Below are 15,631 nucleotides of genomic sequence, written 5' to 3'. Positions count from 1 at the left end.
CCTGCCACCCGAAAACTTGCCGATCCTCGAATGGCTCGGTATCAAAACGTCAAAATCACTGTGATGAACCACTAGCTTTCGTAGGCAGGGGAAAGGCGAGAGTTATCCAGCATTCGCCGGCTTAGGAGCCGCAGTCTTGGCTTACGTCATGGTTGGTGCACTGCGCGCGGTGCATGCGAGTCGAATGCGGCGAACAGTATCAGGAACGATATGTGTGGGATCGAAAAGAACTGCACCGAATATGAAGGTAAATTCGAATGGACCCGAAGCGGCGGGCCCGGTACTGGTTGAATAGCGTGTGTAGAGGAGTTTCAGCTTATGCAGCAGAGGTGTGCGCAGCTGGGCTGCAGATGTGCTCAGCGGTGCACCTTCGCTGCAGGAATCCTATTATCGTTCAGAAGGCTCGGGTGATACGATCGCACACTGGGAAGCTTGACCAACCCGATGCTCAACATGCGAACAACTCCGGAGCTGGCGCCGCCGAGACGGGGCCGGCGTGGGAAAAGGGCGAGGGCTGACGCTGCCGAGTGATCCGGCGAACGCGAACATTCAACCATAGCAGCATCCAAGCCTTCGCCATGCGCGGGCGCTCCAATCGTGATGCCATAGCCGACCGAACGGCGAACCGCGGCGCGGCATTTCATCTTCGAGATGAGCGATCGGCACGAATCGTATCTGGTCCTCAACAACCTCCGCCTCCCGGTGCCCACCCTCGTCGAGCGGCAGCCCGACGATGAACGTCTTTGTGAGATTCCAGCCGCCATTCTTGATATCGTACAACCGAGGAGCACGTTTGTTCTCAGCGGCAAGTTCTTATCGATCCGGTACATAAGCCGACTATCGAAAAATGAGATCTAGACTCGACGCCTTGGTACGACGGCTTACTGGCGCCAGATAAAGTGGGGAAGGAGCCGTATAACTGCACGAGATCAAAATTAAGACCGGAATTGTGCAACATGAACCGACAGGTTGCGACGTAGCCTGCAACTTCAGCCCCGGTGTGGCTCGCTCTGCTTGCTGATCCGCGTTTATTCTCCCCTTCTGCGGAAATGCCCGAAGTGTCCGACGTTACTCAATCTTACCCAACCTCGGTTGGAAAGCCCGCTTAAGACGAGAATAAATTACAGGTAGCCTGCTCGGCACTGCGGCCCTGGAAGAGGAGGGCGCGTGGGCTTACGGGCCAAAGAGCCCATTGGAGGGAAGCATGCCAAGGAAGCTCGCTGCTTTTTGCGGCCATTTGGCGAATTTTGCCAGAGGCGCTCTTATTTGCTCGACGCTTCTGACCGGAGCGGCCATTCCCCTTCAGCAAGCCAAAGCAGACGACGTCAACTGGAGGCAGTTCGAAGGTAGTTCGATCGTCTGGGCATACGACATTCATCCCTATGCTGACGCCGTCGCGGCTCAATTGCCGGAGTTCGAAAAGCTAACCGGTATCAAGGTGACGCCTGAGCTTTATCCGGACGACGCTTATTGGAATAAGCTAACGATCCAACTGAGCACAAAATCTCCGACTTGGGAAGTCGTGGGGACGGGGGTTCAGCTAGCCTGGGATCTTGCGCCAGGCCAGTTGCTCGAGCCGCTCGATCGGTATCTGACCGATCCGAAACTCACCGCATCAAACTATGACTACAAGGATTTCTTTCCCGCGCTGCGGGATGCGCTAACCTGGAAGGTGACAGATGGGCAGATCGAAGCGGGAAGCGGTCGGGTGTGGGCCGTTCCGCACGGCTTCGAGAACATCCAGCTATTCTACCGTAAGGACATCCTCGACAAATTCGGCATCAAGGTGCCGACGACTCCGCCGGAGATGTCCGCCGCATGCGCAAAGCTAAAAGCTGCGGATCCCGCACTCACGCCGTTGGGCGTACGCTTTTGGAGCAGCATCCACACGGCTGCGATCTCGATTGCCAAATCTTACGGAGTGCATGATTTCGTCATTAAGGACGGCAAGCTGGACACGGGTCTCGACTCACCTGAGTCAATCGCCTTCCACAAGGACTATGTGGACATGATCAAGAAGTGCGCGGGTCCGTCCTTTGCTAACGACAACTGGTATCAAGTGGTCGATGGCATCAACTCAGGACGCACGGCGATGGCAATCGATTCCAACATGGTTGGCTTTTGGAACGACGTGGCCGGCAAGCCGGCCTCGGGTAAGATCGCATTCGCACCCCCCTTGCGCGCTCAAAACGGCAAAGACTTCGAATCCAACATCTGGATATGGTCGCTAGCGATGAACGCCGCTTCCAAGAAGAAGGGAGCAGCCTAGCTGTTCATCCAATGGGCAACCTCAAAGCAGGTTGATCTGAACGGCGCTGTTGCCGGCAAGCTCGTCAACTCCGCGCGCGGATCGACGTGGGCCGAAAAGACCTGGGTCGAATATGCAGCAAAGCCGGAGTTCAACAACTTCCTCGACACGTTTAAGAAAGTACAAGACAGGGCGGCATTGGCCTTCAACCTCAGCTGTTTTAGGCTCCGTGAAATCCGAACAGCCATCGGCGATCGCGCTCCCGACGCGCCTTGAACCGATCCAGACATTTCCTGGAGCACAGCGCAGTGCGCCACGAGTAATATCGGATCAGGCCAAACTTCCCGCCGCAGACGGCGCAGCACTTCGCTGCAGGTTGGTGAGAGCATTGGGAGCTATCGCCCATCTTTATCTCCTGTAGGTCTCGCGTCGGTGATAGCTTCCCGGGATTTCTGGTTCGCGGTCGCACCGCGCGCACAAATGAAGTGCGGCTGCGGGGTCATTGTGATCCGCGCGGTCATGCGGAAAATAGGGCAGCGGAAGCAGCGCTTCAGTCTCATATGCAGCCTCCCAGGGCAAAACAGCGGCTTCTTCTCTGTCGCGCGCGTTCCACGTGCGGACCGCTGGGATCGTCGCGATTGCGTCGATCTTCCCTGTAATCGCCGGGCAATCGACTTTTGCTGATTGGCCCAAGGCTAGGTCCATCGCAACTGAACGCTCAATTGTACGGGGGTAGGCGAGCGCCATGACAAGGGATGGAAGTGCCATACGAAGGTTTGTAGCTGCTCTCCCTTGCGCCATCGGCATTTGCGCCCCGCTCTTCGCGACGAGACGGCGTATTGACGGGGGGCTGCGCGGTGACCGCGCGTCCATCGTCCGGAGCCGGGTGCGCGTCGATCAGCGAACAGGCGCAGATTAGCAAACCTGTGACAGACGGGCGCCGGTCGCCAACTGAATTGCCCAAATTGCTCTACCTCGGGGCGTCAAAACCGATGCCTCCAAGCGCGCCAACCGGGCCTTGAAGATGCTCAGAACCTATCTCGGTCGCGTCATCCGTGATATTGCCCGCAAGATCGAAGGCCGCACCGGCTTGCTTGGCGAGATTGTCCTCGAACGCATGCTGGCGCTGGCGCGACGGGTGCTTGACCAGAAGCAGCACCAGCGCGGCCCCAAGGTCTACTCGCTGCACGCGCCGGAGGTGGAGTGCATCGGCAAGGGCAAGGCCCACCGGCCCTACGAGTTCGGCGTCAAGGTCTCGGTGGCCACCAACCTCGCGCCCGCCAAGGGCGGTCAGTTCGTCACCCATGTGAAAGCGCTGACCGGCAACCCCTATAACGGCCATACGCTCAAGACCGTGATCCCAGGCATGGAGGCGCTCGTCGGCAACGTCATCGAGCGCATGTGTCTCGACAAAGGCTATCGCGGCCACAATGCGCCGCTCGATTACAAGTTCAGGGTGTTCATCTCAGGCCAGAAGCGGCGGGTGACGCCAAAGATCAAGCGCGAGCTGCGCCGGCGCTCCGCCGTGGAGCCGGTGATCGGCCACCTCAAATCCAGCACCGAATGGGCCGAAACTATCTCTGGCACCGCCAGGGCGACGCCACCAATGCCGTCCTCGCCGCCGCCGGCTACAACTTCCGTCGCCTCATCCGCTGGCTCGAGCTTTTGCTGCGCCAAATCCTCGTCCAGCTCATCCGCCGACTTCAGCTCCTCCCAAGCTGAAATCCGGGTTCTTCACGGTCGACCAGATAAGTGGTGATTGCCAAATGCGCTCCCTTTAGCCCTGCCCGGGCAGCGATGGTGCGATCTAGAACGAGGTGGGGTTTAAGGAACCCCGGGATCGTCACTAAACCTCTGTTTGATTGCGCAAGGCGAGGCGGGTGTCTACACCTGGGCTGGCACGACGCGGGATACGGCATGCCCGGCATGCGGTCCTGCTCGCGGCTGGCCAGGTTGTTGGACCGGATGGACAGGACATGCGCTATGGCAAGCCCGAGTTCCGCAACGATGGCTTTGTCGCCTTGGGGCGCAATTCGCTGCGTCAAAACGCCAGCTAACGACAGACATCCTGCATCAAAGAAGAACCACGTGCTGCCTAAACATCTGCGTCGCCTCGAAGCTGAATCGATCGAAATCATGCGTGAGGTTGTCGCCGAGTTCAAAAGGCCGGTCATGCTCTATTCGATCGGAAAAGACTCGAGCGTCATGCTGCACGTCGCCATCAAGGCGTTCTATCCGGCAAAGTTGCCGTTCCCCCTGCTTCACGTCGACACGGGCTGGAAGTTTCGCGAGATGATCACCTTCCGCGATGAGACAGCCAAGCGCCTCGGCGTCGACTTGATCGTCCACGTGAACAAGGAAGGCATCGAGCGCGGGATCAACCCGATCGATTCCGGCTCGGCTCTTCATACGCAGGTGATGAAGACCGATGGCTTAAAGCAAGCGCTTGATCTCTATCAGTTCGATGCCGCGTTTGGTGGAGCACGACGTGACGAGGAAAAGAGCCGCGCAAAAGAACGGATATTCTCCTTCCGTTCGGCCGGACACGTGTGGGACCCACGCAACCAGCGACCGGAGCTCTGGAATCTCTTCAACACCCGAATCCGCCAGGGCGAAACCATGCGTGTGTTCGCAATGTCGAACTGGACTGAGCTCGACGTCTGGGAATACATCATGCTCGAGAAGATCCCGGTCGTCCCGCTCTATTTCGCAAAGCAAAGGCCCGTCGTCCGGCGGAGCGGCGCAATGATCATGGTCGACGACAAGCGATTACCGCTTCAGTCGAACGAGAGGCCGGAGATGCGGATGATACGTTTCCGCACGCTGGGATGCTATCCCTTGAGCGGGGCTATCGACTCCGACGCGACCACGATCGAGGACATCGTCGCGGAAATGCAGACCGCGAGGGTATCTGAGCGCCAGGGACGCTTGATCGATACCGATGAAGCCGCTTCGATGGAGAAGAAGAAGCGGGAAGGTTACTTCTGATGGCTTCCAAAGCGACAGCCGAGCTGGTCCAGGCCGGAACGAAGGACCAACTGCGATTCATCACCTGCGGTTCGGTCGACGACGGCAAGTCGACGCTGATCGGCCGGCTGCTGCATGACACCAAGATGATTTACGAGGATCAGCTGATGGCGCTGGCACGCGACAGCGCCAAGCACGGCACCAACGGCAATGAAATCGACTTTGCGCTGGTAGTCGACGGGCTTGAGGCCGAACGGGAGCAGGGCATCACGATTGACGTGGCTTACCGCTTCTTTACCACCCGGCGCCGCTCGTTCATGGTGGCCGACACGCCCGGCCACGAGCAGTACACGCGTAATATGGCAACCGGCGCCTCGAACGCCCAGCTCGCCATCATCCTGATCGATGCCCGCAAGGGTGTGCTGGTTCAGACCAAGCGTCACTCCTTCATCTGTTCGCTGCTCGGTATTCGTCATGTCGTCCTGGCAGTGAACAAAATCGACCTCGTCAACTACAAGAAGGAGAGTTTTGACCGGATCGTCGGTGAGTATGTGGCCTTTGCTGCCGGTCTTGGCTTCACGTCGATCGTTCCGATCCCGATCTCCGCCCGGTACGGCGACAACGTCATCAACCGCTCCGGCAAGACCCAGTGGTACCAGGGGCCTTGCCTGCTCGATCATTTGGAGAGCATCGATATCCAGTCCGACACTGGAAGCCAGGCTTTCCGCTTTCCAGTCCAGTGCGTGAATCGGCCCAACCTGGACTTCCGCGGCTATGCCGGGACGGTGGCTTCCGCGAGCATCACGGCAGGAGATGAGATCGTTGTCGCAGCGTCTGGACGGACTACACGCGTCAAGCGCATCGTCACCCAGGACGGCGATCTTCCTCGCGCTGAGGCCGGCGATGCCGTCACCATTGTCGTCGAAGATGAGATTGATATCAGCCGTGGCGATCTTCTCGCCCGTCCGGCTGAGCGGCCGGAGGTCGCCGATCAATTCGCCGCTCATCTGATCTGGATGGACAATGACCCGCTCGTTGCTGGACGCAACTACATCCTTCGCATTGGAACACAGACTGTGGCCGCCGGTCGTATTACTACAATCAAGTATCGGATCGACGTCAACACACGTGAGCACCTGGCAGCCAAGACGCTTAGCCTCAACGAGATCGGATTCTGCAATCTTGCGACCGCAACGCCCACGGCTTTCGATGCTTACGAGGTCAATCGCAAGACCGGTTCATTCATCCTCATCGACCGTTACACCCACCGCACGGTCGGCGCCGGCATGATCGCGTTTCCGCTACGGCGGGCTAGCAATATCGCGTGGCAACCGATTTCAGTGGGTAAGAGAGAGCGGGCGGCGCTCAAGGATCAAAAGCCTTGCATCATCTGGTTCACCGGCCTGTCCGGCGCGGGCAAATCGACAATTGCCAACGTCGTCGATCAGAAGTTGTTCGCAATGTCGCGCCACACGATGCTGCTGGACGGCGACAACGTGCGGCACGGATTAAATGGGGACCTCGGCTTCACCGAGGCCGACCGTGTTGAAAATATTCGGCGTGTGGGCGAACTCGCCAAGTTGATGGCCGATAGCGGTTTGATCGTGATTTGCTCATTCATCTCGCCCTACAGGTCCGAGCGAGATATGGTACGCAACCTGGTTGCTGAGGATGAGTTCATTGAAGTTTTTGTGGACACGCCAATCGAAGAATGCGCGCGGCGCGATCCCAAAGGTCTCTATGCAAAGGCGAACTCCGGCAAGATCAAGAACTTCACCGGCGTCGATGCGCCCTACGAAACGCCAATAAGACCCGAAATTCATCTCAAGACCATGGGGCAGAAGCCCGAACACCTAGCGCAAGCCGTTGTCGATCTATTGATGGCCCGCGCAATCGTCCGCGGCCGCTAGCGTTTGCCAAATTTGCCGTCCTTGCCGAAACACTCGAGCCGGTTAGCTCCCGCAACTTGCACTATAAAAGAAGGGTTCTATCGGCAGAGCTTGCCGTAAGGCCCAAAGCAACGCTTCACAGATGGTCGATATAGGGCTCCACATCCCGCCTGATTTCATACTAGCGGCAACCATCGTAGTGCCGTCGGCGTTGTCGGTGTCGAGCCTCGAATTTCGTGCTGATCGCCGGAGCGACAGCCCTGCGCGAACGCCCCTCAGCCAAATCAGGCCAACTTGCTACTCGTGATGGCATGCTTGGATGTTGCTTTTCTCAGCGATGGGGTCGCCCCCCATGTAAGCCGACCGCGAGCTCCGCTCACTAGTCCATGACCTCCTCATATCGTTTGTCGAATACCGAGAAACCAGCGGACAAGTACAAGGGCTGTCCCTACCGCAAATCCAATCCGCTGGCAGTTGATCGAGAATCGGGCGATGCTGCTGCTCGATGTTTGATTTGTGCAAACTGATCGTCGGGACAGTGATCGATCTGCTGCGGTCGCGCGCAATGCTCGAGGCGGAGATTTTGGTGCTGAGGCAGCAAATCAATGTGCTGCGGCGCGGCAATCCCAAGAGACTTCGATTTGCGTCGATTGACCGGCTGATATTGGGAGGTATCTGCCGGCTGTTTCCCAAGATGTATGATACACTTGCAATTGTCCGACCCGATACCGTGATCCGCTGGCACCGCGCCGGTTTTAGGCTGTATTGGCGCAGGAAATCGCGCCACTGTTGCGGTCGACCAACGGTATCGTTGGAGATTCGCCGTCTGATCCGCGAGATGAGCCTCGCCAATCCATTGTGGGGAGCACCGAGACTCCATGGCGAGCTTCTCAAGCTCGGCATCGATGTCGGCCAGACCAGCGTCGCCAAGTACATGGCACGGAGGAGGGGACCCCCCTCGCAGGGATGGAAGACGTTCCTTCGCAACCATGCTGACGGGATCGCGGCGATGGACCTTTTCGTGGTGCCGACGATCTCGTTCCGGTTGCTCTATGGATTGCTGATCATGGGCCATGGTCGGCGGCAGATCCTGTGGCTTGGAGTGACCGCGCACCCAACGGCCGAATGGATCGCCAATCAACTGACGGAGGCGTGTGGCTGGGCGCAAATCCCTCGTTACCTGATCCGGGACCGCGACGGCGCCTACGGAAAGATATTCCTGCGCCGGGTTCGATCCATCGGGATTCGAGACCGTCCGACGTCTCCTCGCTCACCTTGGCAAAACGCTTGTGCAGAACGGCTGATCGGTTCAATCCGCCGGGAATGCATTGATCATGTCGTGGTGTTCGGAGAGCGCCATCTGCGTCACGTGCTGCTCTCGTACATGAACTATTACAACGGCACGCGCACCCATTTGTCGTTGCATAAAGACGCGCCGATTTCACGCGGCGCCGCGACAGTTGGACGCATTCTCTGTCGCCCGATTCTGGGCGGACTGCACCACCAATATGCCCGGACTTGATTTGCGGTAGGCATAGCATCGCATCACCGAAAAACGAGAAATCCGTGTCGTGCCGCGATGTTGCGGTTCTGTCCGGGACCTGATCCGAGCGTCAGACTCATTCGCCAAGCAGAGGCAACGCGAAAATGGTCATTGGAAGCGCGTCTCGGTTCGCCGACGCAGGCTTTTGTCAGTTCAGATCGCCCTTCGTGCCCCCAGCGCTTAACGTCAGAACGATCCAGCCTCTTGATGCAGCTCGCCACCCCGCATCAGGCGGCGGGCGATGTCGGCGGTCTGCAGGGCCGCGCGTTCGGTCGGTGAATGGGCCGCCACATAGCGGGCAACCGCGATGAGGATGTGCCGGCCCTCGTCCGTGTCGCCCCACGCGCCGAATTGCCGGACCCCGGCCTCCAGCATCTGATACGTATGGAAGCCTGCATCTTCGCGCAGCACCGCATGCGCGAGCGTGGCGATCAGTGCCTGCGGCGAATGGCCGAGCGTGAGATGCCGTGCCACCAGGCTCGCGGCGAGATCGACCTGTCGCTGCCGGTCGAAGGCGTCGAGCAAGGCGGCGCCGATCGTCTCTGGATCCGCGGGCAGAGCATCGAGCTGCTCGCCGCCGTCGCCCGGGATGCGCGCCGGCGGCACATTGAGATAGCGAGCAAGGTAGAGCGCCATCGCTCCGTGCAATACGCCGCGAACGGCCGTGACGTGAGTGTCGATGTTGGCAGTCCCGATGCGCGTCAGCATCTGGTGGACTGCGTTGGCGTAGGTGAAGACGTGATGCGCCGTCTCCCAGTCGGCGTGCTCGTTGGCAGTGCCGAAACGCGCCACCCTGAGTGATGCCGCGTACGCGAGGGATTGGCCAAGGTCAGCAGGAGCGGCACCGGCGCGGATCGCCGCCTTGAGCGCGTCAACGATCCTGGCCGGATCGTCACCGAGCAGCTCTTGAGCAAGTGCGGCGTGGTCCGACCAGTCACGCGCGCCGCGTCCGGCAGCGAACAGGTTTGCGAGTTTGCTGGTTGATTCCTCACACAACGCAACAAGGTCAACGGGCTGGCGCCAGGCCGTCGATTCCTCGGCGCCACGAGCCGCTACCATCTGACCGGCGACAGTTGGCAGCAGAGCCGCCGCGTGTTGCCAGCCGACCAGGTCGAGGCACTCGAACACCTTGTTGATGAAGTCGAGCGAGTGCCCGGTGTCGGCGAAAGCCCGCTCGGTCGCGGCGGCGAACAGCGCATCAGCGAGTTCAGCCGGGGAGAAGCCGGCCGCAATCGCCGTAAGCAGGGTGCGTTCGGCCGCCTCGCGATGGCGCACGGTTGTCCAACGCCGCAGCCAGCGTTTGAGCGCGGCCGGATCCGGCCGGCTTCCAAGCGGCGCGCGGTCCCGCCGCGGCGCCTCGCCGTTGCAGTCCGCCGCCACGCGGCGCGCGCCGTGGAAGAGAGCGAGATAGGCTTCCTCCTCCGGCAGCACAGGCAGAAGATTAGCGAGTGCCGTAAGGATCGTAAGACCCACGCTCCAGCCGTCGCGATTTTGCGCCCCGAACAGCGCCACCTGCCGGACGATTTCGCCCTGCGGTACGCCGGCCGCGAGCTGACCATGGATGGCCTTGGCAATGATGAGGCCGAGGTCGTGGGCGAGGCCGTTCGCAAGCCGCTGATGCCAGTGCGCGACGGGATCGGCCTGCGTGAACGCGGTCTTCACCCAGACGTCACCATTACGTACCTCGACCGCGCAGATCGGCACGTCGTCCGCCCACAGGTCGAAGGTGCAGCCGCTTTCGAGATCGAAGCGGGCGTGGTGCCAGTGACAGGTCAAGATGCCGTCCTCGAGGCTGCCGCGCTCGAGCGGGAAGCCCATGTGCGGGCACCGATTGTCGAGGGCGAAGACGCGCCCGCGGTCGTAGATGACGAGGATCGGACGATGGGCACCGTGCACAACGAGCCGCCCCTTGATCTTCAGCTCCTCAAGGCTGCCCGCCAGCACAAATTCCTTGCTGGGCGCGTCCATGAGCATACCTCCCATTGTCGCTTCGGGGCTGCTGCAGGTACTCGACAACATAGGCCTCCTCTCGCGCAAAGGCGAGAGGAGGCCGTGGTTTAAGGACTGCGCGAAAGGAACCGCACTGGATTATCCAGCCGTACAGAACTGATGTTCAGTTCGATCGCGTTCGGCAGTTTCGACACAAGCGTCGCGATGACAAGCGGCAAACGCAGGGACAAGCACTGCGTGGCTGGTCAAACTGCGCGCAGCCATCGTCGCACCGCCGGCCGAAATCGCCTGCCGATCCAACCAGCGCTAGGCCGTGCACCCACAAATTGATCATGTCCGCTTAGCCACCAACAAACGAACGTTCGTTCTGCATCAGCCATCCGGCAGCGCGCGCTGAGCCTGACGAAGGAGCGCAATTTCATATCGCCGCATGATGATTGAAAGCGCTGATCCCGCGCCAATAAACAATCCCAGTGATACCAGGCTCAGCGTTTCAGAAATCTTGTAGATTTCGGTTCCGACAGCGTAGGCACCGAAGCCGAAGCGACACGCCCAGCAGATGCCACCGGTAAGGTTGAAGAGGAAAAAGCGACCCGCCGGCATGCCATTTGCGCCGGCAAGCAAAGCCGCAAACATGCGCAGCACTGCGATAAAGCGGCCAAAAAACACCACTGCGCTGCCATATCGGAAAAAACAGGTATCGACCGATCAGAAATCGGTTTTCATCCAGACGAATGTATCGCCCACATTTGCGAAGAAGCGGCATTCCGGAGCGGCGCCTGACCGTGTATCCGATCCCGTCTCCGATGATTGCGCCTGCAGCCGCCGCGGCTACCATGACAACGATATCGATCTGATTGGCGGCGGCGGCCAGGAGTGCGGCAGCAACAAGGATAGTCTCCCCGGGAAGGGGCACGCCGGCGCTTTTCAGCGCAACGACCACGGAAATGACCCAGGGTCCATGGACCTGGATCAAACGAATCAGAGAGCTCGAGAAAGAGGCAAAGTCCATCTTCAAAGACTGCCTGCTGCAGTTTCTTCCACTTCAATGATCCCCGACGGCACGAATTCCGCTTCGCTCGGCGTTTGCTCCCGGTCTCCGGCCAAGCGGCCCGCCATTCCAAGAGGCGCTGGGCGAGCGTATCATGCTCCGATGATCCGCTGAACCTGGGAGGCAATCATGCAGTTCAGGACACCCGGACTATTGTTGCTCGGCGCGATGACGCTTCCCGCCTCCGGGACCGCGCAAACCCCCGCGGCTCCTCCGGCGATTACACGAACAGTGATCGCCGCAACCAAACTGCCGACCGTCACCGACGCGCCGGTCCATTTCCAAGCGGTGAGCGTCACCCTTCAGCCGGGCGAGAGGAGCAGCGTTTCGGCGGCCAGCGGCATCCTCTACCAGATGAGGATCGACCGAGGTCGCGCTCGGTGGCGAGGTCAGAGTGCTCAATGCCGGAGAAGGGCTGTTCATCGCCGGCGGAAAGGCCGCCGCGCTGACGGCAGGCAGTGGGGCGCCGTCAACTTTTCTCCACTTCTTTCTCGTCCCCGCTGGAGAATTGGGTCGTCCTGCCGAGACGGCACCTGCCGTCGTAAGAGAATTGTACCGCACGGCGAGCCCGATCCCCGACCTGAAGTCAGGTCATTATGATCTCAATCTCACGCGGGTCACATTTCGGGCGCAGATGCCTTCCAACCCGCCCCACCATCGGTCAGGCGCAGCTCTATACTTCATACTCTCCGGTACCGGGGCCAACACGGTCGACGGTAAAACAGAAGCAAGGGGACCGGGTTCCTTGATCTATGAACCATACGACCTCGTGCACCAATGGGGAAACCCAGGCGACGAGCCGTTGATATTCCTGGCCTTCAACATCAATCCGGAAGGTGTGCCAGCCGTGCTCCCGGGTGCGCCAGCGAAGAACCAATAGACAACGGCGAGCAGTCCGCCACAGCACTCCCTGTGAAAGACTTCATCAATAGCGAATGGCTCCTCGATCGAACGGATGACGGGCGCGCATTACACCCGCCCGTGCATTCAGCACCTTAATGTCCGAGATGGGGGGACTGCCGGATGATAGGAGGGCTGGCCCGTCTCCTTGGCGATCACACGCTCGAAACCCATTCCGTGCAGATCGAGCGCTTCAACAAACGCATCGATCACATGGACCGCATTGTCTTCGCTTACCCAATCCTCCAGGCATTCCGGCAAGAGCGCCCAGCTAAGATCGATCCGCCCCTTCAACGATACGTCCCATCCGTATCCCCCATCAGGAAACGGAGGAATCGCAGCCAACACGTGACTTTTCACACAGCCAGGGTCACAAGCGGCGGTCGAGGTCTGCGCGAGACAAGCACGATCTAGCCTGATAGCGGACATGCGGGGAATTTCGAGCTACTTCGGCCCCTGGGCACAGAAGCGGCCATTAAACCGAATTTGAGGCTCGCGCTCGCCAAGCCGTGCTTTCGTTAGTTACGATTCACGTAATCCAGCACGCCGCTGCGGCTCTGATCGTTACCTCAGCGCGCGCTGAAGGTGAGGCCGGCGCGCTCCTGCAGACGCTTGCGCAACGCCGGACCCATCAGCGCGCCCGGCGTCCAGGTGCCACCCTCGCCCTGCACGTCGCGCACGAGGCAGAGAGCGCTCTCGGCGATCATCTTGCTGGTCGAGCCGTAGCCCGGATCGCGGTCGCCCGTGACTACCGCCTCGACCCGTCCGCCGTCCGGCAGCTCGCCCAGGAAGAGGATGTCGTAGAAGCCCTTCTCGCGCTCTTCCCGAGTGGGGCCTGCGCCGGGTTTGAGACCGCCGGTCCCGACCAAGGAAACCATCGTGGCGAACGTCTCCGTTGTCACGCCAGCGATTTCCCCAAATCCCGGCGCGACCATCATCTCATCGTAAACGAAGTCCGTGCCGTAGGGATGACCCAACAGGAAATTCGTGCGGTGCACGTTCTTGGTGTTGATCGGCGCCATGGGGAACGGCACGAGCCACGCCTTCATGCTCGGGTCGTATTCGGGGATGAGGCCCGACGGCTGAGACGGCCCGGTGAACCCCGGCGTCAACGCGAAGGGATCGGTCAGCAGCCGGATCAGGGCCGGGTCGCGCGCAGCGGCGGCCAATGTCGCCTGAGCGCTCGCCGCGGTGCCGCCAGACATGCCGCCTTTCACCTTGCGAAGGCGGGCTTTGACCCGCCGCGCCGGGCGTCCGAACTTCTCGCGTGCCTTCTGCTGCAACATGAGCACGCCGAGATCGAACGGAATGGAATCGAAGCCGCAGGAGAAGACGATGCGCGCGCCGGTCCGTTTCGCCTCTGCGTGATGGGCGTCGATCATGCGCCGCATCCAAGCCGGCTCGCCGCACAGATCGACATAGGCCGTGCCCGTAGCCGCGCAGGCCGCCACAAGCTCGGGACCGTGGAGCTGATAAGGCCCGACCGTCGTGATGATCACGGCCGCACGCTCACACATCGAACGCAGGCTGGCCGGCTCGGCGGCATCCGCCTTAACCAACGGCAAATCGCCTGATGCGCCGATGTCGGCACGCACCTTCCAAAGCTTATCGGTCGAGCGTCCTGCGATCGCCCAGGACGGGGCATCGTCGCCGCGATAGGACGTCGCCAGATATTCGGCGATGAGACGGCCGGTATAACCTGTCGCGCCATAGACGATGAGGTCGAAGTCCCGCTTCACGACGTTGGTCCTCCTCGAGACCCTGGACCACTATCTTCAGATCCGGGTGCAATCGCTCTGTACGCTTCTTGGCCTTTCGTAGCTCAGTGAACTTCCATCTTAGGATATAGGACTAGCTCATTGTTTGTGATCCTCCGTTGGATTCACCAAAAGCGTTCCGCGCTGCAGGAGCAGCGCAAGCCTGCGAAATGTAAACGCTGGTAGCGCGAGGAAGGGAGCGGCGCGGATTGCTTCGTAAAATGCGTGCCGACAGCATGGTCGCTGCCCGTTCCGCCACAAAGATTTCGGCATGTCCCGCTTCAAGGGCAGCTATCGAGATTGTACAATTCTTTGCCGCCCGCGAGAGCGGTTGTGGCGGGTGGCCGTTGCTGCAACAGTCTGGCCGGGCGAGCGCGGGTGCACCAGCCCATGCGTAATGCCGGGTGTGATCCGGGGCAAACGGCTGGAAGCAGTTTGGGCAAGCTTTCCGAGGTTGCCAATGCGAGCAGAAGACCTTGAGGCCCTGCGTGAAGAAATGCTCGCGGTCATCGCCGCCTGCGCCTTCGCGCTGCGTGACACTGTTGGCAAGAGTGCCTTTGACGAACGTGTCATGACGGCTATGGGCAAAGTGCCGCGGCATGAGTTTGTGCCAATCGAGCTTCAGCCCTACGCGTACGAAAATATTCCACTTCCAATCGGTTTCGGAAAGACGATCTCGCAGCCATTTATCGTCGCCTTAATGACCGATCTGCTCGACATCAAGGCCGACGACAGCGTTCTCGAAATCGGTACCGGTCTGGGCTATCAGGCCGCCATCCTCGCGCAGCTCGCCCGCAAGGTATACTCCGTTGAAATCATCGAAGAGCTCGGCGAAAGGGCCAAACAACGGCTCCGGCAGCAGGGCTGCAGCAATGTCGAACTCAAGATTGCGAATGGTCATCAGGGTTGGTCAGAGCACGCGCCCTTTGACAAGGTGATGGTGACGACCGCGCCCGAACTCGTTCCTCCTCCGCTGATCCACCAATTGAAAGCGGGTGGGAAAATGGTCATACCGGCCGGCCTGCCCAGTACGCAGCAGCTCATTCTGGCGGAGAAGCTCGCCAACGGCAGAATGACGATGAAAGAGATTCTGACCGTCCGGTTCTCTCAACTCGAGGGGACTGGACCTGGCTTATCATAAGCCCGTTGTCGCATCCGTAACTGAGCATAGTTGACCACCTCGAGAACGATCGCCGGCCTGATCGGTCCCACCCTTGTCGCTATCGCTGCCGGCATGCTGTTGAACATTGGTGTCCGTCGTCAGATAATTTGAGACAGATCAAGCTTTTCGAGAAGGGAGGCTCTGGCTCATCAGGGGTTAGAGTT

Annotated in this window: 11 protein-coding genes and 1 pseudogene; 7 read left to right on the top strand and 5 right to left on the bottom strand. The window is 60.0% G+C overall.

Annotated elements, in window-relative coordinates:
* Positions 1 to 549: 549 nt before the first annotated feature.
* A complete protein-coding gene (locus AAFX91_RS28755) occupies positions 550 to 780 on the bottom strand; it encodes a hypothetical protein (RefSeq protein ID WP_394568890.1) in 231 nt (76 codons plus the stop codon).
* A gap of 424 nt (positions 781 to 1,204) precedes the next feature.
* Between AAFX91_RS28755 and AAFX91_RS28750 the strand changes: the two genes are divergently transcribed.
* The 5 genes and pseudogenes from AAFX91_RS28750 (at position 1,205) to AAFX91_RS28730 (ending at position 8,626) form a co-directional block, all read left to right on the top strand.
* On the top strand, positions 1,205 to 2,269 hold the full coding sequence (locus AAFX91_RS28750; protein ID WP_245474928.1) for an ABC transporter substrate-binding protein: 1,065 nt from the start codon (positions 1,205 to 1,207) through the stop codon (positions 2,267 to 2,269).
* 937 nt (positions 2,270 to 3,206) lie between these two features.
* A pseudogene (locus AAFX91_RS28745) lies at positions 3,207 to 3,970 on the top strand (IS5/IS1182 family transposase); the annotation flags it as partial.
* Between the two features lie 366 nt (positions 3,971 to 4,336).
* On the top strand, positions 4,337 to 5,236 hold the full coding sequence (gene cysD / locus AAFX91_RS28740; RefSeq protein ID WP_245475153.1) for a sulfate adenylyltransferase subunit CysD: 900 nt from the start codon (positions 4,337 to 4,339) through the stop codon (positions 5,234 to 5,236).
* A complete protein-coding gene (cysN, locus tag AAFX91_RS28735) occupies positions 5,236 to 7,125 on the top strand; it encodes a sulfate adenylyltransferase subunit CysN (protein WP_130231135.1) in 1,890 nt (629 codons plus the stop codon). The genes cysD and cysN overlap by 1 nt, the downstream gene beginning before the upstream one ends.
* Before the next feature lie 493 nt (positions 7,126 to 7,618).
* Complete coding sequence (locus tag AAFX91_RS28730) at positions 7,619 to 8,626, top strand: integrase core domain-containing protein (protein ID WP_245476789.1); 1,008 nt, start codon at positions 7,619 to 7,621, stop codon at positions 8,624 to 8,626.
* A gap of 207 nt (positions 8,627 to 8,833) precedes the next feature.
* On the opposite strand, the gene AAFX91_RS28725 is transcribed toward AAFX91_RS28730, so the two are convergent.
* A complete protein-coding gene (locus AAFX91_RS28725) occupies positions 8,834 to 10,615 on the bottom strand; it encodes a Rieske (2Fe-2S) protein (RefSeq protein WP_394568889.1) in 1,782 nt (593 codons plus the stop codon).
* A gap of 354 nt (positions 10,616 to 10,969) precedes the next feature.
* Positions 10,970 to 11,266, bottom strand: a complete 297-nt coding sequence (locus AAFX91_RS28720) for a DedA family protein (protein WP_394568888.1) — start codon at positions 11,264 to 11,266, stop codon at positions 10,970 to 10,972.
* A gap of 776 nt (positions 11,267 to 12,042) precedes the next feature.
* Between AAFX91_RS28720 and AAFX91_RS28715 the strand changes: the two genes are divergently transcribed.
* A complete protein-coding gene (locus tag AAFX91_RS28715) occupies positions 12,043 to 12,528 on the top strand; it encodes a cupin domain-containing protein (protein ID WP_130582719.1) in 486 nt (161 codons plus the stop codon).
* Positions 12,529 to 12,635: 107 nt separating this feature from the next.
* On the opposite strand, the gene AAFX91_RS28710 is transcribed toward AAFX91_RS28715, so the two are convergent.
* Both AAFX91_RS28710 and AAFX91_RS28705 read right to left on the bottom strand, forming a co-directional pair.
* Positions 12,636 to 12,896: a hypothetical protein gene (locus AAFX91_RS28710; RefSeq protein WP_130582720.1), complete on the bottom strand. Its 261-nt coding sequence runs from the start codon at positions 12,894 to 12,896 to the stop codon at positions 12,636 to 12,638.
* A 221-nt stretch (positions 12,897 to 13,117) separates the two neighbouring features.
* Positions 13,118 to 14,287, bottom strand: coding sequence for a trans-acting enoyl reductase family protein (locus AAFX91_RS28705; protein WP_130582721.1), 1,170 nt, complete (start codon positions 14,285 to 14,287; stop codon positions 13,118 to 13,120).
* A gap of 478 nt (positions 14,288 to 14,765) precedes the next feature.
* Here AAFX91_RS28705 and AAFX91_RS28700 point away from each other — a divergent pair, with 478 nt between their 5' ends.
* A complete protein-coding gene (locus tag AAFX91_RS28700) occupies positions 14,766 to 15,446 on the top strand; it encodes a protein-L-isoaspartate(D-aspartate) O-methyltransferase (protein ID WP_394568887.1) in 681 nt (226 codons plus the stop codon).
* Positions 15,447 to 15,631: the final 185 nt, after the last annotated feature.

Origin of the sequence: Bradyrhizobium sp. 31Argb, from assembly GCF_043638955.1 — a bacterium.
GTDB lineage: Bacteria > Pseudomonadota > Alphaproteobacteria > Rhizobiales > Xanthobacteraceae > Bradyrhizobium.
Note: the sequence above shows the minus strand (reverse complement) of the source record. Positions and strands in the feature narration are given on the sequence as shown.

Coding starts and splice junctions, on each gene's coding strand:
- AAFX91_RS28750 (WP_245474928.1), top strand. CDS start 1,205: ATGCCAAGGAAGCTCGCTGCTTTTTGCGGCCATTTGGCGAATTTTGCC.
- AAFX91_RS28700 (WP_394568887.1), top strand. CDS start 14,766: ATGCGAGCAGAAGACCTTGAGGCCCTGCGTGAAGAAATGCTCGCGGTC.
- cysN (WP_130231135.1), top strand. CDS start 5,236: ATGGCTTCCAAAGCGACAGCCGAGCTGGTCCAGGCCGGAACGAAGGAC.
- AAFX91_RS28725 (WP_394568889.1), bottom strand. CDS start 10,615: ATGGACGCGCCCAGCAAGGAATTTGTGCTGGCGGGCAGCCTTGAGGAG.